General features: G+C 32.7%; 24 protein-coding genes. 19 read left to right on the forward strand and 5 right to left on the reverse strand.

Features of this window, described 5'->3' with window-relative positions; genetic code table 11:
* The first annotated feature begins 680 nt into the window (after positions 1–680).
* The 3 genes from FVB9532_RS17240 to FVB9532_RS17250 all read left to right on the forward strand — a co-directional run bounded on the left by FVB9532_RS17240 (position 681) and on the right by FVB9532_RS17250 (position 2,674).
* Entirely contained in the window at positions 681–1,832 is a 1,152-nt protein-coding gene (locus FVB9532_RS17240) for a hypothetical protein (protein WP_228482383.1), read from the forward strand.
* Positions 1,833–2,091: 259 nt separating this feature from the next.
* A complete protein-coding gene (locus tag FVB9532_RS17245) occupies positions 2,092–2,382 on the forward strand; it encodes a type II toxin-antitoxin system RelE/ParE family toxin (RefSeq protein ID WP_317132304.1) in 291 nt (96 codons plus the stop codon).
* Position 2,383: 1 nt separating this feature from the next.
* The gene (locus tag FVB9532_RS17250) at positions 2,384–2,674 is read left to right on the forward strand and encodes a type II toxin-antitoxin system RelB family anti-toxin (protein ID WP_150546431.1); all 291 of its coding nucleotides are present in this window, start codon (positions 2,384–2,386) and stop codon (positions 2,672–2,674) included.
* Between the two features lie 150 nt (positions 2,675–2,824).
* Here FVB9532_RS17250 and FVB9532_RS17255 read toward each other — a convergent pair whose 3' ends face one another.
* Positions 2,825–3,049 (reverse strand): helix-turn-helix domain-containing protein, encoded by a 225-nt coding sequence (locus tag FVB9532_RS17255; protein ID WP_150546432.1) that lies wholly within the window; start codon positions 3,047–3,049, stop codon positions 2,825–2,827.
* Between the two features lie 133 nt (positions 3,050–3,182).
* Between FVB9532_RS17255 and FVB9532_RS20070 the strand changes: the two genes are divergently transcribed.
* Positions 3,183–3,314 (forward strand): SymE family type I addiction module toxin, encoded by a 132-nt coding sequence (locus tag FVB9532_RS20070; protein ID WP_150546476.1) that lies wholly within the window; start codon positions 3,183–3,185, stop codon positions 3,312–3,314.
* 668 nt (positions 3,315–3,982) lie between these two features.
* Here FVB9532_RS20070 and FVB9532_RS17265 read toward each other — a convergent pair.
* The 3 genes from FVB9532_RS17265 to FVB9532_RS17275 all read right to left on the reverse strand — a co-directional run bounded on the left by FVB9532_RS17265 (position 3,983) and on the right by FVB9532_RS17275 (position 5,343).
* Positions 3,983–4,423, reverse strand: a complete 441-nt coding sequence (locus FVB9532_RS17265) for a carboxymuconolactone decarboxylase family protein (protein WP_150546433.1) — start codon at positions 4,421–4,423, stop codon at positions 3,983–3,985.
* Positions 4,413–4,703, reverse strand: a complete 291-nt coding sequence (locus tag FVB9532_RS17270; RefSeq protein ID WP_150546434.1) for a DUF1097 domain-containing protein — start codon at positions 4,701–4,703, stop codon at positions 4,413–4,415. Before FVB9532_RS17270 ends, FVB9532_RS17265 begins: the two co-directional genes overlap by 11 nt.
* A gap of 76 nt (positions 4,704–4,779) precedes the next feature.
* On the reverse strand, positions 4,780–5,343 hold the full coding sequence (locus FVB9532_RS17275; protein ID WP_150546435.1) for a Crp/Fnr family transcriptional regulator: 564 nt from the start codon (positions 5,341–5,343) through the stop codon (positions 4,780–4,782).
* A 247-nt stretch (positions 5,344–5,590) separates the two neighbouring features.
* On the opposite strand from FVB9532_RS17275, the gene FVB9532_RS17280 reads away from it, so the two are divergent.
* From FVB9532_RS17280 to FVB9532_RS17310, 7 genes are all read left to right on the forward strand, one after another.
* Positions 5,591–6,241: a hypothetical protein gene (locus FVB9532_RS17280; protein ID WP_150546436.1), complete on the forward strand. Its 651-nt coding sequence runs from the start codon at positions 5,591–5,593 to the stop codon at positions 6,239–6,241.
* A gap of 102 nt (positions 6,242–6,343) precedes the next feature.
* The gene (locus tag FVB9532_RS17285; RefSeq protein WP_150546437.1) at positions 6,344–7,051 is read left to right on the forward strand and encodes a hypothetical protein; all 708 of its coding nucleotides are present in this window, start codon (positions 6,344–6,346) and stop codon (positions 7,049–7,051) included.
* 99 nt (positions 7,052–7,150) lie between these two features.
* Entirely contained in the window at positions 7,151–7,420 is a 270-nt protein-coding gene (locus tag FVB9532_RS17290) for a type II toxin-antitoxin system Phd/YefM family antitoxin (RefSeq protein ID WP_041578649.1), read from the forward strand.
* Positions 7,421–7,699 (forward strand): Txe/YoeB family addiction module toxin, encoded by a 279-nt coding sequence (locus tag FVB9532_RS17295; protein ID WP_150546438.1) that lies wholly within the window; start codon positions 7,421–7,423, stop codon positions 7,697–7,699.
* A gap of 38 nt (positions 7,700–7,737) precedes the next feature.
* Entirely contained in the window at positions 7,738–8,304 is a 567-nt protein-coding gene (locus FVB9532_RS17300) for a Crp/Fnr family transcriptional regulator (RefSeq protein ID WP_150546439.1), read from the forward strand.
* Positions 8,305–8,365: 61 nt separating this feature from the next.
* Complete coding sequence (locus FVB9532_RS17305; RefSeq protein ID WP_150546440.1) at positions 8,366–8,818, forward strand: DoxX family protein; 453 nt, start codon at positions 8,366–8,368, stop codon at positions 8,816–8,818.
* A 776-nt stretch (positions 8,819–9,594) separates the two neighbouring features.
* Positions 9,595–10,389, forward strand: coding sequence for a hypothetical protein (locus FVB9532_RS17310; protein WP_150546441.1), 795 nt, complete (start codon positions 9,595–9,597; stop codon positions 10,387–10,389).
* A 37-nt stretch (positions 10,390–10,426) separates the two neighbouring features.
* Here FVB9532_RS17310 and FVB9532_RS17315 read toward each other — a convergent pair whose 3' ends face one another.
* A complete protein-coding gene (locus FVB9532_RS17315; protein ID WP_150546442.1) occupies positions 10,427–10,801 on the reverse strand; it encodes a winged helix-turn-helix transcriptional regulator in 375 nt (124 codons plus the stop codon).
* Positions 10,802–10,894: 93 nt separating this feature from the next.
* On the opposite strand from FVB9532_RS17315, the gene FVB9532_RS17320 reads away from it, so the two are divergent.
* From FVB9532_RS17320 to FVB9532_RS17355, 8 genes are all read left to right on the forward strand, one after another.
* Entirely contained in the window at positions 10,895–11,440 is a 546-nt protein-coding gene (locus FVB9532_RS17320) for an NAD(P)H-dependent oxidoreductase (protein WP_150546443.1), read from the forward strand.
* 291 nt (positions 11,441–11,731) lie between these two features.
* Positions 11,732–11,986, forward strand: coding sequence for a DUF6364 family protein (locus FVB9532_RS17325; protein ID WP_150546444.1), 255 nt, complete (start codon positions 11,732–11,734; stop codon positions 11,984–11,986).
* Positions 11,986–12,408 (forward strand): type II toxin-antitoxin system VapC family toxin, encoded by a 423-nt coding sequence (locus FVB9532_RS17330; RefSeq protein ID WP_150546445.1) that lies wholly within the window; start codon positions 11,986–11,988, stop codon positions 12,406–12,408. The genes FVB9532_RS17325 and FVB9532_RS17330 overlap by 1 nt, the downstream gene beginning before the upstream one ends.
* A gap of 43 nt (positions 12,409–12,451) precedes the next feature.
* Complete coding sequence (locus FVB9532_RS17335) at positions 12,452–12,718, forward strand: hypothetical protein (protein WP_150546446.1); 267 nt, start codon at positions 12,452–12,454, stop codon at positions 12,716–12,718.
* 449 nt (positions 12,719–13,167) lie between these two features.
* A complete protein-coding gene (locus tag FVB9532_RS19545; protein ID WP_194716573.1) occupies positions 13,168–13,950 on the forward strand; it encodes an enhanced serine sensitivity protein SseB C-terminal domain-containing protein in 783 nt (260 codons plus the stop codon).
* A gap of 176 nt (positions 13,951–14,126) precedes the next feature.
* A complete protein-coding gene (locus FVB9532_RS17345) occupies positions 14,127–15,116 on the forward strand; it encodes a hypothetical protein (RefSeq protein ID WP_150546447.1) in 990 nt (329 codons plus the stop codon).
* 181 nt (positions 15,117–15,297) lie between these two features.
* Entirely contained in the window at positions 15,298–15,858 is a 561-nt protein-coding gene (locus FVB9532_RS17350) for an HAD family hydrolase (protein WP_150546448.1), read from the forward strand.
* A 3-nt stretch (positions 15,859–15,861) separates the two neighbouring features.
* Entirely contained in the window at positions 15,862–16,494 is a 633-nt protein-coding gene (locus tag FVB9532_RS17355) for an amidophosphoribosyltransferase (RefSeq protein WP_150546449.1), read from the forward strand.
* The last annotated feature ends 26 nt before the right edge of the window (positions 16,495–16,520 follow it).

Genomic DNA, 16,520 nt, shown 5'->3' on the forward strand with positions numbered 1-16,520 from the left:
ATGAAACTTTTAATTTATGAAAAAAAGCTATTTGATTGGTTATGATTTAAATAAATCAGTCAAGACTATACAACACTAACACTAATCGAAGCGATTAAAGAATTAGGAATTTGGTGGCATTGTTTAGATAGTACTTTTATTGTTAAGTCATCGTCAACCACAACTTTAATTAGAGACCATTTAAAACAATTTATTAATTCAAATGATGAACTTTTAGCGGTCTGCTTAACAGGAGAAGGAGCTTGGGCTGGATTTAGCAAAGAGTGCTCTGACTGGTTAAAGAATAACCTATAATAACTAAATAGAAAAATGAATGTAAGTAATTGCTTGTTTTCGCTTACTTCTTAAAAATCGCGAGTATTTTTAGGTTGGTGTTGGCTTGCAGTTTACCGCTAACAAACGTAAATTCTCATAGGCGAAACACTTTTGCATAAGTTTAAAAAACTACCAAAATCAATGATTCATTATTCATCTCATCAATTATCAAATCTGGTTGACTGGAATGTCCAGAAGCAATTCAATTATGTGAAAAAATATACTTTTAATACAAGTTTACGTTCAAAAATGCTATGGCGGATTCGGTTATGTCCAAATCCACTTGAAATTATTAACGCTAAGCTAAACATTTATAAATAAATTTTTTAATAATTCATTATTCCAAAATTTGAAAAGACAGATAAATGATTACTAGGCAAGACATTTTTATAAAAGTAATATTAGAAAGGCTTCCCAAAAATACTTGGATTAATCTTTTGGAAATTTATCAAATAGTAGAAAGTAGCATCGATCATTTCGAACCAGGAGATTTGGAGCCATTGGCTGATTATAATCAACAGGAAAGGTGGAAACGAAATGTTAGAAATGCTTTACAAACTCTTAAGGCAAAAGGTAATATTAAGTGGGACGGAAAGGCTAACTATTTTCTTGGAGTTAATTCTAATAGCGCAGAAAAAAAATCCACAAGCGAAAAATCTAAAACAGAATTAAGCAATACTGATAAATTATATGTGCAACGAGCAAAACTTGCTTTTCCCATTTTGGTAAGACAAGCTAGAGCTGGAAAGCCAATATTTTATTCTGATTTGGCTCAGGAAATTGGAATGTCGAATGCTCGTAATTTGAATTATGTATTGGGAGCTGTAGGTAATTGGATTAAAGAATTACAAAAGAAGACTAATAAAAAAATACCATTATTAAACTTTATAGTTATCAATAAATCAGAAGAAATTCCAGGTTCTGGAATTGAAGAATTTAGTGAATATTCTAATTTTCAATCGCTAAATAAAGGTCAAAAAAGAAAAGCAGTTGACAAAGTACTTACCGATATCTATTTATACAAAGATTGGTATTGGGTGTTAACCGAGCTTAATTTAAAACCTTTAGAAACAGATTTTGACCAAAAAATAAAAGAACCCAGACCAAATTACGGAGCAGGAGGGGAAAGTCAACAACACAAAGACTTCAAAAATTATATTGCTGATAATCCAAAACTTTTGGGACTTTCATCAAAACTAATAGGTATTACAGAATATGAATTACCTTCAATGGATTTGATAGATGTAGTTTTTAAAAACAAAGATGAAATAATCGGTATTGAGGTAAAGTCATATATTTCCAATTCTGCTGATATTCAAAGGGGATTATTCCAATGTGTAAAATATAAAGCTTTATTAGAATCAGAGCAGATAGTTAATGACCATATTCCAAATAGTAGAGTAATACTAGCTTTAGAAAAGGAATTACCAAATAATCTAATTGCAGTAAAAAATCAATTAGGAATAGAGGTTTATGAATATAAAAGAAATATAAAAAAGTTACAAAACAATCATTAAAACCAATTGCTAGTTCTAGCCTAATTCAGAAAACCCTATCGAATTTTTATGCTGATGAATACTTTTTGATATATAAGGTTATTCCTAAAACATACCACTATTTATAGTTTTTAAATTCTTTTCAGCGGAATAAAATTATTGAAAATCAACAATTTCCTGTACATTAAATTTTTAAAAAACGTAACTTAAAAGTTACCTTAGAAAGGAGAGAAAAGTAAGGGAGGTTATAGCGTACAAACATTATTTCGAAGAATTTCTTTTGGCTCAACCAAATAAAGTTCAGGACAAAATATATAAAGTCATCGAAATAATTGAAACCTATGAAAGAGTTCCTTCTAATTATCTAAAAGCATTAAAGGGAACCTATAGACTTTACGAAGCAAGAATTAAGCTTAGTTCGAATATTTGGCGGGTCTTTTGCTTCTTCGATAAAGGAAAGCTTGTTATTCTCTTAAACGGATTTCAGAAAAAAACACAGAAAACACCGAAAAAGGAAATTGATAAAGCGCTGATTTTGATGAAAATGTATTTTCAAGAAAAAAATAAATAAAATGGATACTAAAAGCTGGAAAGAAATAAAAGATACGGTTTACGGAGAAAAAGGAACAGAACGCAGAGATGAACTGGACAGAGATTTTGAGTCTTTTAAAATCGGACTGCTTTTAAGAAAAGCCAGAGAAGATAAAAATTTGACCCAGGAACAACTCGCAGCATTAGTCGACAAAAAACGGACTTATATTTCGAGGGTGGAAAATAACGGAAGTAATTTAACGCTAAAAACACTTTACGACATCGTTGAAAAAGGACTTGGCGGGAAAGTAAAAATATCAATCGAAGTATAAAAGTAGGTTTAGGAATACGTCCAGAATCTTCCAAAATAATTCAATAGTAGTTATTCTAATGTCAAGTATTTTGTTTCATTTACTTGACGTATGATTAATATGTATTACCTTTGCAAAGTAATGGGAGTTACACAAAACAACCAAAAATTCCTAAGACACTTTTAAAAGCTCGTGGAGTGAAAGTTCCAATCCCTTTGCAATTTTTATAAGTGTAAGTAAACGAGGGTTGGTTTTTCCGTTTTCAATCATATAAAGCTGTGTTCTACCTATCTCACAATCAAAGGCAAAAGTTTTTTGATCTAAGTCCTTTTCCTCTCGTAATTGCTTGATTCTAGCACCCAGTTTTTCGAAATATTGTTGTTCTTTCGTGTTCACTATACCGAATTTCAACAATTTTTTTATATCTTGTGTTCGTTATTCCGAACATATGGAAATGAACCGATTTAGAAAATTAAAAATTTATAGTAAGTTTCGTACCCGGCGGTAGGATAATACAACCGTTCCCGAAATTCGACTTCAAGGTAAATGGCTGGAAAATTTAGGCTTTAAAGAAGGCGCTCAAGTAAAGATTAAAGAACAACACCATCAACTCATCATCACCGTTCTTCAGCAAAAAAAAGAAGGAACTAATCACACATAAACTATGGTTTCAACTTAAAAGTCTGTGGTCATAAAACCACCACTATTTTTATACAAAACCATTATTCCACGCTAAAAAAATTATAAAAGCGTAGCATAACACATATTTAGATGATCGGCCTACTTTTTATTTCCGTAGCAAAACAAAACAATTCCGCCGCGTTGGATGTGGAGGATGGCCTAGCGTAGCGTTTGCCATCCGCAGGATAAGGAATTTGGTGTAGTTTTCAAGGATATAAAATAAGCCTAGTCCTTCCTGCCTGCCGGCAGGCGAGTTGGTTTCTTTTGCTTGTCCTGAGCTTTTGTCGAAGGGTTGGCAATGAAAAAAAAGAAAAGGATTATGAATAGGATCTTTAATCTGATAATGTATTGAAAAGCATAATCTAGAGAATAAGATTCTATCTAGTTAATCAACATTTCGACTCCGCTCAATGTGACAATTCAGAGTAACGACATTTAGTGATGATTCATTTCATAAATTCAGTATAATTTTTCACCCATTTTGCGTTATTGAGTTGATTTTTACAGAAAATTTATATCGAAATGTTCCCAAAATGGAATTTCAAAAAATCACCACATAAACAAACCGCTTCAATACCCATTGGGAGAAGCGGTTTTTTAATTTATCTTCGGTTTCCACACTAATGATTGAAAAAATATTCAGTGGAATTAGTTTTCGTGTTTTAAATGCGTGGAGATCCCAATGCGGTTCCATAAATTGATGGTACCAATCTGCATAATAATTTGCGCGATTTCATTCCCCGTAAAATGTTTTTGCGCTGCTGTATACGTATCTTCAGTCAGGCCTTTTTGTTGAATATGGGTGATTTCTTCCGTCATTTTCAGCAATACGTTTTCTTTCTCATCAAATAGCGGAGATTCCCACCAGGCACTTAAAGCAAAGATCCGTTGGTGGGTTTCCCCATAGCCTAGCGCATCTTTCGTATGCATTTCTATACAGTAAGCACAGCCATTGATTTGAGAAGTTCTGATTTTGATCAACTCCTTTTCGATATGCGTCAGGCTGGTAGTCGCTAAATAGTTTTCCAAGCCAAGCATCGCTTTGTACGCTTCCGGTTCAAGTTGTTGAATGTTAATTCTATTTTCCATTGTATTTATAATTTGAAATGAGTCCATCGAATACGGTATAGACATAGCCAAAACCAATCCCTAAACCTAAACAGAGCATAAGCATAGGCAGATTGTTTAAAGAATCTGATGAATAGCTAAACCAGGCGGTCATCCCTAAAAAATAGGTGATGAGATTATTAAAAAATTTCAGTTTAGTCACCCAGGCCGGTAGTTGTAGTAAGATACAAACGTAAATCGATAAGGCGGCCAGAAGCCCTAATACAATCGATTTTAAACTATCTTTTAAAGTGATTTCCATTGTTGATTTGTGTTGCATACAAACCTACAGGGAATACAGGTGAATATTCTTAATCTAGATTAAGAAGCAAAGCGCATTACATTTTGGAGCGGATTTTACTAATAAATTCTGGCGTTACCCCAAGGTAGGAAGCCAACATATATTGAGGAACACGTTGCGTAAATGCAGCATTCACTTCTATAAAATGCCGGTATTGTTCTTCTGAAGATAAACTAAACAGAAATTCCAGTCTTTTTTGAAAAGCCATATAAGCGCGTTCCATTATCCTTCTGAACAAACGTTCCGTTTTTGGAAGTTGTTGACAAAGCTGTTCAAATTTATCTGAAGTTAAGCAATATACTTCGGTAGGTTCAATCGCTTCAATAACCAGTTGTGAAGGCGTATCATTCAGCAAGCTTTCGTAGTTGGAAATCCACCAATTGTCGATACCAAAATGATAGATCTGCTCTTTACCTTTTTCGGTATAACCATACATTCGAACACATCCTTTTTTGATATAAAATCGGCTTTGGCACCGCTCTTCGTAGGCCAATAATCGCGTTCCGGGAGCAAAGGATTTCGTTTCCAGGTAAGATAAGAAAACGGCATATTCTTCTTCAGATAGGCTAATGTAGCGTTGTACGTATTCTTTTAAGCACATTGGTTCAGTTCATTTTTTGGCAGACAAATCTCATTACAAATATACACGGGTAGGGACAATAGTTTCCATTTCGAATTTTAAGGGGTGGAGGTTTTTACGGAAATCAGGGATTTAACAAGTATTGTTCCTCATAAATTTTTCAGCCTTTAGCGCAAACCGTAAGGAATGTTGTAGGTTTTTGTTTATTTTTATAATATAACTAGTTGTGTTATACGTATGTTGCCACACATTTGAAAAAAATGCACTAATGAACGAAATGATTTATAAACCTGACGTGCGAATAAATAATCCGATTTACTTATTAAGACAAGCGGAAGAATTAATTAAAATAGCAAAATCTAACGAAAACGTCTCATCGTTGATTTACGCTTCGTTAGAATGTCGAATTGCGCTTGAGTTAATGGAATTAAATTTTCTTCTACATTCTGTTAAACGAGAGGAAAGGGAACAAATCATTGATGATTCCAAACCAAAGAATGGAATTGACCGAGTAAACAATAAAGTAGGAAGTTTAAAATTTAAATATCAACAATTTTTACAAGCAGTTTGCGAGATTTTAGACATCGATAATGAATTTTATGATTATAAAAAATCGAAGAACTTACAGCACGAATTAAGCACATACATCCATTCTTATTATTTAATAAATGTTGAGATAAAATATCAATCAGCATATATGCAAAAATGTTTAGAATTGATTTTAAAGGTCATAAACTTTGTTAAAAGCTCAATGCCTTATAAAGATGGAACTTACACAATGTTGGGAATGGAAATAGCATCAATGCCTGTAGAAGATAGAATAATATTGGACGAGTGGAAAACTTCGACCAAAATGACTTACGAAGAACTAAAAGAAATGCTGAAATCAAATCATAATAAACGTAAACAAAAAGAATAAAAAAACGTGTGGTAACAATTTGCTATCTTTCGGTTACGGCGGAAAATCATAGCTAATTTTCTGCAACGAGCCATACGCAAACACGTTGGTGTAATTAAAAATATGAGAACAGCAATTAAGATTTCATACTACGGCGAGCCTGAAGAAGGTTTCAATATTTCGGAATTTAAAGGACTTACTGAATTCAAGAATGATTTAGATGAAGATTATTATGCTTTTATACAGAAAAAAACAGATGGATACGGTGCTGGGTTTTATGAGTTGGCTGTCGAAATTTTATCCGACTTAAACTTACAGCAATTCATTGAATTTATTGGAACTGGAATTGCTTATGATGTTCTTAAATCGGGAACTGAGAATATAATTTTAAAGCCCTTTCTGAAAGCTTATAAAAAATTGAAAAGAAAAAATAGGAGTATTGATATTCAAGAGTTGAAGTTTTCATTCAAAGATTCAACCATTACCATTTACAAAATTTATGAAAACAGCATTTTCGGTGAATTAGAAAACATCTTACTTGGCTTATCTATTAATTACACCAATTTATATTTAAAAAGTGGCGAAAAACCCTTCGAATTAAACATCCCAATTTTCAAGAATCCAAACGAAAGTAATGGTATAAAATATAGATGTCTGTTGAGTGTAGATGAAACTATTCAAAATATTAATAAGGAAGATTATTTCATATATTGGGGTGCATATTACCAATTTAAAGGTTGGTTTCACGTTTTTGACTACAAAAAACAGGAATTGACAAATGAGTTTTATTATACTGAAGAATTGTACTTGGAAAAAGTTAAAGCAGAATAACCCAAACCCTTTATAATTAATTGGAAAGTGCTTATTTGTAAATTAGGTACAAATATTGTACATTTATTCGTACAATATAAAGTACAATAAATAGTAATGATGAAGGCAATAACAATTTCCACGCTGCGTAAGAATATAAAAAAACATTTCGACTATGTTTCAAAGTCAATGGGAGTAATCGTTGTACCAAGAACTAAAGGAGATGATGCTGTAGTTATAATGTCTATTAGCGAGTATAATTCATTAAAAGAAACCGAACACCTATTATCTACAAAAGCCAATAGAAATAGACTAATGGAATCTATTGAACAAATGGAAAAAGGAGAGTTAATTGAATATAATGATGAAGAAATAGAATTAGCTCAATAAATGAATATCGTTTTTACGACACACGGATGGGAAGATTTTACATACTGGTTAGAAAATGACGCTGATACTGCAATTAAAATAAAAAACTTATTAAAGGAAATCAAATCAAACCCTTTTAAAGGAATAGGAAAACCAGAACCTTTAAAACACGGACTTAAAGGTTTTTGGTCAAGAAGAATAACAGGTGAACACAGGTTGGTTTATAAAGTATCTGGGAAAAAAGGCATTGACCAAAAATGCACGATAATTCAGTGTAGATTTCATTACGATGATAAATAAAAGCCAATTACCAAAAAGCACAACCAAAAAACACCCAAATGGACCAAATCAGAAAGTTTATTGATCATATTTCTCCAATAAGCGATTCTGACTGGGATTTTTTCTCTTCCAAACTAAAAGAAGTACCGTTTCACAAAAACACCACCCTATTAAAAACCGGAAAAATAGAGCAGCATTTATCTTTTATTGCTAAGGGAATCGTTCGCCTTTATATCCCAAAAGAAGAAGCCGATGTAACCTTCGGATTTTTATTTGAAAACGAATTTGTGACCGCCTACGATTCCTTTTTAACCCAAACCCCTTCTGAATACCAGATAGAAACCTTAACCGAAACCATTTTGTGGCAGATTTCCCATAAAGACTTACAAGAAGTCTATAAAAACACCACCATCGGGAATATTATTGGCCGCAAAATGGCTGAAAATATGTATCTAAGAAAATCAAAAAGAGAACTTTCCTTATTAAGCCAAACCGCAGAAGAACGATATCTAAGCCTGTTTTCTGATAGACCAAAACTATTAAAACAAATTCCCTTAAAATATATAGCTTCCTATATTGGCGTAACGCCACAAGCCTTAAGTAGAATAAGAAAACGTATTACTTAACCTAGGTTCATTATTTCTATTTCCGCTTTACAGAACTTTGTATTTCTATAAATTAAGAAATATGAAACCATTAATTGTTCTGTTAGTAAGTTTTACCCTCGCTTTGTTGATCATAAAACTGATAAGTAAAACCTATGATTTTAGAAGATCGGCGAGAATTGCAATGGCCCTAATGCTGGTATTTACGGCAATTGCGCATTTTGCATTTACCAAAGGAATGGCGATGATGATCCCAACATTTATACCTTATAAAAACTCCGTAGTTTATGTAACCGGAGTCTTTGAAGTTTTACTTGCCATAGGTCTTCTAATTCCGAAACTTAAATACATAACCGGGTGGGCACTTATTCTCTTTCTTCTTCTCATACTACCCGCTAATATTTATGCATCCATACATCAAGTAAACTATCAAAAAGGCACATTCGACGGAAATGGACTTACTTATTTATGGTTTAGGATTCCATTGCAATTACTGTTTATTGCCTGGACTTATGTTAGTACCATCCGAACTTAAAACAGGAAAAACCGATAGCTAAGATTTATAAAAATTTTGATGATTCATTCTCGGCCTACTTTTTAGTTCCGTAGTAAAACAAATCAATTCCGCAGCGGTGGATGCGGAGGATGGCCTAGCGTAGCGGTTTGCCATCCGCAGGATAAGGAGTTGCTGTAGTTTTTATCATTTTGGGGCATTGAGTGAATTTTCGTAGAAAATTTGTATCGAAATGTCATCAAAATGTAAACCGTATCATATAATAGACTATGGCAATAATATAATTTATTGCTTATCGGTAATTTTCAATAATGCTTATTTGCGTCATTCCGGGCCTGCCCGTCCGGCAGGCGGGCTCGACCCGGAATCTCATACTGAATTTAAAAAAATAGACTTTGAAGATAATACCCTGAAATAGAAGATTCACCTAGTTAATCAACATTTCGACTCCGCTCAATGTGACAATTCAGAATGATGATACGTTGTTATTATTCATTAAAGATGTTCAATTTTATTTCATCAAAAAACACGAATGCATTATTCCTGGCCTACTTTTTAGTTCCGTAGTAAAACAAAACAATTCCGCAGGATAAGGAGTTGTGATAGTTTTTATCATTTTGGGGCATTGAGTGAATTTTCGTAGAAAATTTATATCGAAATGTTACCAAAAGCAATAAACTACAGTGGGCTAAGAAAGAAAGGCAGGGAGGTAGTTTTATATCAAAGGTTTTTAGTTAGTTTTATAAAAGAAATAAAACGAATATGTTGATACGAATACGCCCACAAACCACTAAATTTTGAAAAAGCTCCTTCACGGCATTATCTTCCTTCTTTTAACTGTTATTACCCAAATAGGCGGTATAATATATCTTATTTCAATTGTACTTATTAAGTCAACAGCACACAAAAAGCTGATAAAACGGCTAGGGGTATTTATAGCACTTTACCTCATCGCCATCTTTTTGATTGTTCCGAATGTGGCTCCAATTTTTGGCCGTGAAAAAATCAAAGAAACCGAATTTTTAAAAGCACATTCCATATTTTATAAACTGGCCAATAGAAATTATGTTCGGCCGGAACTAAATAAAACCCTCGCACAGATAGCCAGTGAATTTGGACAACAGCATAACGGAATAAAAATGGTTTATTTAGATGCCAATTTTCCATTCATTGATAAATTTCCGCTTTTACCTCATTTAAGTCATAATGACGGAAAGAAAATAGATGTTTCGTTAATCTATGAAAATCCGAACGGACAATTGACCAACAAGAAACCATCGGTTAGCGGATATGGTGTTTATGAAAGTCCGAAACCTAAGGATTATAACCAAACTACAGTTTGTAAAAAAGAGGGGTATTGGCAATACGATTTTCCTAAGTATTTAACTTTAGGAAAGATTAATAAAGACATTCAATTTTCAGAAAACGGAACACGAAATTTAGTGGATCTCATTTTGAAACAGCATACTATCGGAAAAATGTTTATCGAGCCACATTTAAAAACGCGACTTCATCTCGCGAATGAAAAAATAAGGTTTCACGGCTGTCAGGCAGCACGACACGATGACCATATACATTTCCAATTGAAATAGAAGTTAGACCACAACAAAGAGATTTGCTTAGTTGTTTTTAATCCGCATTAACAAATTCCCCTTTTTCGGTTACGATTTGATTGCCCCATTTAGTAATTGATTCCAACACAGGAATAAAAGATTTTCCGAAATCTGTTAATCCATAAACAACTTTGATCGGTGGTTTTTTGCCATACACTTTTCGGGAGACCAATCCGTCTTTTTCCAATTGCTTTAGTTGCAAGCTTAGTGTCATTTCGGTAACTGTACCCATTTCCCTGCGGAGTTGGCTAAACCTTTTGTTGGCATCCATCAAGTGGTATAAAATAACCGCTTTCCATTTTCCGCCCACCAAATCCATCGTTAAACTTACCGAACACGGATAAATTTTTCCATTTACTTTTACATAATCACCTTTACATTCTTCTTTCATCACTAGTTATTTTCCACCTATCCAAATCGATAGGTATTGTAAATGTAGTACACTAAAAGTAGTTTAGCAACTCAATTAATTATAGTATACATTATGGCATTAATCATTTTAGGACATCCCAATTATAAAAACTCCTTCGCCAACAAAACGGTGATCGAAGAACTCAAGAAAAGCGATTTGGATTTAGAGATAAGAGATCTTCAGAAACTATATCCAGATTACAACATACACATACAAGCAGAACAAGAAGCATTATTGAGACATCAAACCATTGTATTTCAATATCCATTTTACTGGTACAATATGCCCGCCATTTTAAAACATTGGTTTGATGAGGTTTTTGCATATCAATTTGCGTATGGTTCCGAAGGCGACAAACTCAAAGGCAAGAATTTCGTACCCAGTTTTACTGTCGGCTCCTCAGAAAGCAGTTATTCCGTTTTAGGAAGTCAGCACTTTCGGGTGTACGAATTTTGTAAAAACCTAGAGCAAACAGCCTTGTTTGCCCATATGAATTACGTAGATCCTATTTACTTCCACGGAACCTCCCTGGCCGCCGGTTATACCGAAACCGATATCAAAAACAACGCAAAACAACACGCTACAAAATTAATAAAGCACCTAGCCGAATTGGGATAGAATCAAACACGAAAAATTTTCGTACAAAACCTTACTGACGAGAAGTGATTAGCGGTATTTGTCATTAGAAATATCATATCCTAAAACTATACCTACCTAACTTTCCGGCCTACTTTTTTATCATTTTGGGGCATTTAGTGAATTTTCATAGAAAATTTATATCGAAATGTTACCAAAATGAAATTCTTTTGCACTCAAAAGCTTTACCGATAAACGTGTGATTATTAAAAAATAAGCACGTGTTTTGAAATTAGTTGTATATTTATAGTTATTCAGTTTAAAATAAAGGAGATGAATACAAAGCTGACGTTAACAATCGAGCAGGAAGTCATTAAAAAGGCAAAAGAATATGCGAAAGATAAAAATCGCAGCTTATCAGATATTATCGAAAATTATTTGAAAATGCTGACTAAAGAAGAACACAAAGAAATAGCCAAAAAGAATAATCCGGTTGTAAAGTCATTAAAAGGATCTTTTAAAATCCCTAAAAAAGAAATGGATTATAAAAAAGAATTAAGACAGCGCTTAGACGAAAAATATTCTTAATGGATAAAGTTCTTATTGATACCGACGTCATCCTGGATTTCTTTTTTGATCGTGAACCCTTTGCGGCATTTGCCACAGAAGTTTTTAATTTATGTGAAGAGAACAAGATAAATGGATTTACTACGCCAGTTATCATTTGCAATGTGTATTATTTATTAAGGAAATCGGCCAAACACGAAATCATAATTGAAAAAATAAAGCAGCTCTTAACGATAATAGATATCATAAAAATAGATAAAGAAGCCGTTTTTGGAGCTTTAAATTCTAATTTTAAAGATTTTGAGGATGCATTACAAAATTTCTCAGCTATAGAGAATGATGAAATAAAAATAATACTAACTCGAAATATCAAAGATTTTAAGAAAAGTGAACTTGCCGTTTTAACTCCGGAAACCTATTTAAAAGGAAACCCCAGTGAATAAGCATCTTATTAAACCAAAAAGCTAGTTCTACCTTAAACACCAAATGAAACTATTTCCTATCAATAAATATGAGCTTAAACTAAAAAGAGAAAGTTCGAAGGCCTTATCAGAGCTAGAAAATAAAACCCTATCAAAAGAACAGTTTGTTACCCAATGGAATAATCAGGCGTTCATTGGAAAAGTTGGAAAAGATGAATTTGAGTTGATACCTTCAAAAAAGCTAATCGGACAAATATGTGTTCTAAAAGGTAAATTTGAAAATGAAAAAGGAAAAAGGAAGCTTAGAAATAAGGACAGGAAAAATCTTTAGAATCATTTTTTTAGCCGTTACGTTGTTTTCGTTTTCCGGAATAATTACTGTAATAATTCAAACGAAATGGTCAGTTATTGTTCCACTTGTTTTGATAATTATAATTGCAAGATTCGTTTTTCTGGAATTGGGTTTTAGACTTGTTTCTAAAAACGCACTAAATAAATTAACAGCAATTATCGGGATTAAAAAGTTGCATAAAAAATAGTGAGGCTATCACAGCCTTTTTAAGACATTACCCCTAACTTTCCCTTAAAAAATAAAATGAGTCAGATAGATTGATTTTGAGAAGTATAATGAAGCAAAATTGTATTGATAATTTAATTTTAGTTACTATTCTCGATACAAAAATTTTAACCGATTTTTACTCCAATTGAAGGTCTTGAAGTAAAACAGTAAAGTGTATCAGAGGTTACTATAATAAAAAAACAAACTTTAAAACTTAGAAAATGGGCCTATTCAACCTTTTTAAAAAGAACAAAACACAATCGACTTTTCCAGAAAATGAACTGGAAAAAAGTTTAATAAAAGCCTCTTCAGACGTTTCGGCCCGAAGTGAATTCTACACCAAATTACTATGGAATGAACTCATTGTATTGACCAGCGGACACAACCCATCACAGGAAGGAAGAAGAACCTTAGAGGAAGATACTGAAGTTCAATTTGTCACCTTTAAAAACGGACAAATTCCCGTATTTACCACAACCAATAGAATTTTTGATAAAGGCATTATCAAAGAGCAAGTACCATTTATGGCAATGAAAGGCCAGGACCTATTTCAATTGACCAAAGGGGCCACACTTGTATTAAATCCGTATTCAGATTACGGCAAAGAATTGATGCCGCAAGAAATTGAAAACCTTTTAAACGGTTCTATTTTTCAGCAAACCCATCAAACCGAAATCACCAAAGACACCCAGGTGTTAATCGGCCAACCCGCAACCTATCCCAGCCAATTGGTCAAAGCCCTGGCTCAACTCTTTAAAGAAGAACCAAGCGTAAAATCTGCCTATCTGGCAAGCATCAAAACGGACCATACAGAACATCAGCCCCATTTAATTATTGGGATTGATGTAGAAGGAAGTATGTCGTCTATTTCTGGGAAAGCCGGTGCGCTCGCAGAACAAATGATAGGAAAAAATGAAATCATCGATTTTATAAAAATAGAAGAAAACAATAGCATATCTGCCTATTTTCTCGATCAAACCCAAGCCTTTTACCAACGGAAATAAAAAGAGTAGGGAATAGGTGTGTCATTATTTTAAAATCTAATTTAAACTAATTACCTCTTAAAAGTTTTCTATTTTACGGAAAACCGTAAGGCACAAGTGTAGTTGTTAACTAGTTTTATTTTAAATAAAATTAGATTGAGTTTCCAGCTTGATAGGTAACATAAAAAAAGGGAAATATGACGACATTAAAAGGCGCAATGCGCTCGTACGGTGCAGCTGTAAGAAGAATTGAAAGAGAACAACAACGGCAAGCACGAGAAGCCGCTAAAAGATTTAAAGAGCAACAAAAACTAAAGGAAATTGAGAATGCGCAGCAAGCTGTTTCTGACTGGCAAAATTATGTCGAAACCATTCAATCTGTTCATAAAAATTGTACCGAACCCATAGATTGGGGACAAATTGAAGAAACAAAAAAACCAATAAAACCAGCTCTTAAGACTAAAAATGAAAGTATTGCAAAAAATAAATTAAACAGCTTTAAACCATCGTTTTTCGATAAAATTTTTGGCACTTCTCAAAATAAAATTAACCTGCTTTCCCAACAAGTAGAACAAGCTAAACTAAAAGACAAAGAGGAATTTGATAGTGCTTATAAAAATTATTTAGAGGAGTTAAGTAGCTGGGAAGAATTGCAAGAGATTAGTGCAGGAATTAAAAGAAAAGACCCCACATCCTATAAAAAAGCACTTCAGTATTTTGACCCCTTTTCAGATATTGGAGAATTAGGAACAAAAATCAGTTTCAATTTTGAAGAAAATCACATAGATATTGATTTACACATTAATAGTTTAGATAGCATACCAGATTACGAATTGAGGCAAACTTCTACTGGAAAACTATCAAAAAAGAATATGCCCAAAACAAGGTTTAATGAATTATATCAAGACCATATTTGCAGTGCTTCTATGCGAATTGCAAGAGAAGTATTCGCTTATTTGCCAATAGACTATGCTAGAATTAATGCGATGGCAAATATCGTAAATACAGCAACCGGTCATTTAGAAGAGCAGCCCATTTTGTCAGTAATATTTCCGCCTCAAACCATTGAAAGTTTGAATTTAGAAACAATTGATCCTTCAGACAGTATGCGAAATTTTGTTCATAATATGAACTTTAGTAAAACAAAAGGATTCTCGGTAATTGAAAAAGTCGAACTGGAAAAATGATATGTGTGAATATTGATAAGTTTTCTCAAAACCTCTTATTTAAATAATTATTAATAGAAATTTTTTCATTTTACGCTAAACCGTAATTAGCGTTGAGTTTTCTTGGTTAGTTTTGTAGATGAATAATAAACTGCTTTTATAGGTTCTTTAGTGTGAAATAAAAAAATGTAACTATACAGAAATGGAGATAACAAAAGATAAAACCTTATTTTTTGATATGGACGGAACATTGATTGATACGGATTTTTCAAATTTTTTATCATATGAAAAAGCGATACAATCTGTAATTAAGACAAATGAAAAACTTACTTATAGTCCCAAGAGAAGGTTAAATCGTTTAAACTTAAGATCCAAATTCCCAAATATTTCCGATTGTGATTATCGAAAAATTGTTATCCTCAAAGAAGAATTTTATAAAGAAAATTTGCATCATACAAAACTAAATAAGGAAGTTGAGGAAATATTATTACAATATTATAAAACCAACAAATGTGTTCTAGTGACTAATTGTAGGAAAGAAAGGGCAATGCTGACATTGAATTATCATAATCTAACTAAAAAGTTTTGTAACTTATTTTTTGGTAATTATTCGGATAATAATAAGAGAATCAACAAATACGAAAACGCTATATCAATTATGGGACTATCGCCTCATAATATTATTGTTTTTGAAAATGAAAGTCAAGAAATTGAATATGCTAATAAAGCGGGAATAGTTATGAGTAATATTTTAAGTATTTAGATTATGATACAGTTTACGATTAAACAAAACGATTTTCTTTCTAAAGAAATTGAGGCCTTTTCTCATACAGATTATATAGGCTACGACAGACGTGATGAAATTGAAAATTATCCGATGTATTTGTTAACTTTAAAGAATGATGTAAATCGTAATTGGAGGGAGTCCTTGCTTAAAGATGCTCAAAAGTCATTACTTGCAGCTCTTTCTAGTGATCTTCCAGAAATTATAGATAAGATTGAACCAGAAAATTTAACCGTTTGTGTAGTTCCTCGTGCCAAGAAAGAAAATTCATATAGAAAAGATCAATTACTTTTCAAAGAAACCATCAGAATCGCAGTTAATAAATTAGGAGATGATTTTATAGATGGAACACAATTTATATCAAGACACACAAACACAAAAACCACGCACTTAAGACGGCCTATTGATGATTATGATAACGATGGTTCAGAACCATATCCAGGTATTAGTGGAAATACCTGTAATTTTTCAGAAAATCTAAGAGGTCGTGATATCCTTTTGATAGATGATATCTATACGGAAAATATAAATATCGATGAAGATATGATACAAGCTCTCTTGGATTGTGAAGCAAATTCAGTTACCTTTTACGCTGTTGGAAAAACTATTCATTAATAGCTAGTATTTATTATTTGATAATC

The organism is Mesonia oceanica (assembly GCF_902499555.1).
GTDB classification, from domain to species: domain Bacteria; phylum Bacteroidota; class Bacteroidia; order Flavobacteriales; family Flavobacteriaceae; genus Mesonia; species Mesonia oceanica.

What these genes read in the sequence shown, in the direction of transcription:
- FVB9532_RS17240 (WP_228482383.1), top strand. Translation starts at nt 681, where the DNA reads ATGATTACTAGGCAAGACATTTTTATAAAAGTAATATTAGAAAGGCTT.
- FVB9532_RS17250 (WP_150546431.1), top strand. Translation starts at nt 2,384, where the DNA reads ATGGATACTAAAAGCTGGAAAGAAATAAAAGATACGGTTTACGGAGAA.
- FVB9532_RS17265 (WP_150546433.1), bottom strand. Translation starts at nt 4,423, where the DNA reads ATGGAAAATAGAATTAACATTCAACAACTTGAACCGGAAGCGTACAAA.
- FVB9532_RS17270 (WP_150546434.1), bottom strand. Translation starts at nt 4,703, where the DNA reads ATGGAAATCACTTTAAAAGATAGTTTAAAATCGATTGTATTAGGGCTT.
- FVB9532_RS17275 (WP_150546435.1), bottom strand. Translation starts at nt 5,343, where the DNA reads ATGTGCTTAAAAGAATACGTACAACGCTACATTAGCCTATCTGAAGAA.
- FVB9532_RS17280 (WP_150546436.1), top strand. Translation starts at nt 5,591, where the DNA reads ATGAACGAAATGATTTATAAACCTGACGTGCGAATAAATAATCCGATT.
- FVB9532_RS17285 (WP_150546437.1), top strand. Translation starts at nt 6,344, where the DNA reads ATGAGAACAGCAATTAAGATTTCATACTACGGCGAGCCTGAAGAAGGT.
- FVB9532_RS17290 (WP_041578649.1), top strand. Translation starts at nt 7,151, where the DNA reads ATGAAGGCAATAACAATTTCCACGCTGCGTAAGAATATAAAAAAACAT.
- FVB9532_RS17295 (WP_150546438.1), top strand. Translation starts at nt 7,421, where the DNA reads ATGAATATCGTTTTTACGACACACGGATGGGAAGATTTTACATACTGG.
- FVB9532_RS17300 (WP_150546439.1), top strand. Translation starts at nt 7,738, where the DNA reads ATGGACCAAATCAGAAAGTTTATTGATCATATTTCTCCAATAAGCGAT.
- FVB9532_RS17305 (WP_150546440.1), top strand. Translation starts at nt 8,366, where the DNA reads ATGAAACCATTAATTGTTCTGTTAGTAAGTTTTACCCTCGCTTTGTTG.
- FVB9532_RS17315 (WP_150546442.1), bottom strand. Translation starts at nt 10,801, where the DNA reads ATGAAAGAAGAATGTAAAGGTGATTATGTAAAAGTAAATGGAAAAATT.
- FVB9532_RS17320 (WP_150546443.1), top strand. Translation starts at nt 10,895, where the DNA reads ATGGCATTAATCATTTTAGGACATCCCAATTATAAAAACTCCTTCGCC.
- FVB9532_RS17325 (WP_150546444.1), top strand. Translation starts at nt 11,732, where the DNA reads ATGAATACAAAGCTGACGTTAACAATCGAGCAGGAAGTCATTAAAAAG.
- FVB9532_RS17330 (WP_150546445.1), top strand. Translation starts at nt 11,986, where the DNA reads ATGGATAAAGTTCTTATTGATACCGACGTCATCCTGGATTTCTTTTTT.
- FVB9532_RS17335 (WP_150546446.1), top strand. Translation starts at nt 12,452, where the DNA reads ATGAAACTATTTCCTATCAATAAATATGAGCTTAAACTAAAAAGAGAA.
- FVB9532_RS19545 (WP_194716573.1), top strand. Translation starts at nt 13,168, where the DNA reads ATGGGCCTATTCAACCTTTTTAAAAAGAACAAAACACAATCGACTTTT.
- FVB9532_RS17345 (WP_150546447.1), top strand. Translation starts at nt 14,127, where the DNA reads ATGACGACATTAAAAGGCGCAATGCGCTCGTACGGTGCAGCTGTAAGA.
- FVB9532_RS17350 (WP_150546448.1), top strand. Translation starts at nt 15,298, where the DNA reads ATGGAGATAACAAAAGATAAAACCTTATTTTTTGATATGGACGGAACA.
- FVB9532_RS17355 (WP_150546449.1), top strand. Translation starts at nt 15,862, where the DNA reads ATGATACAGTTTACGATTAAACAAAACGATTTTCTTTCTAAAGAAATT.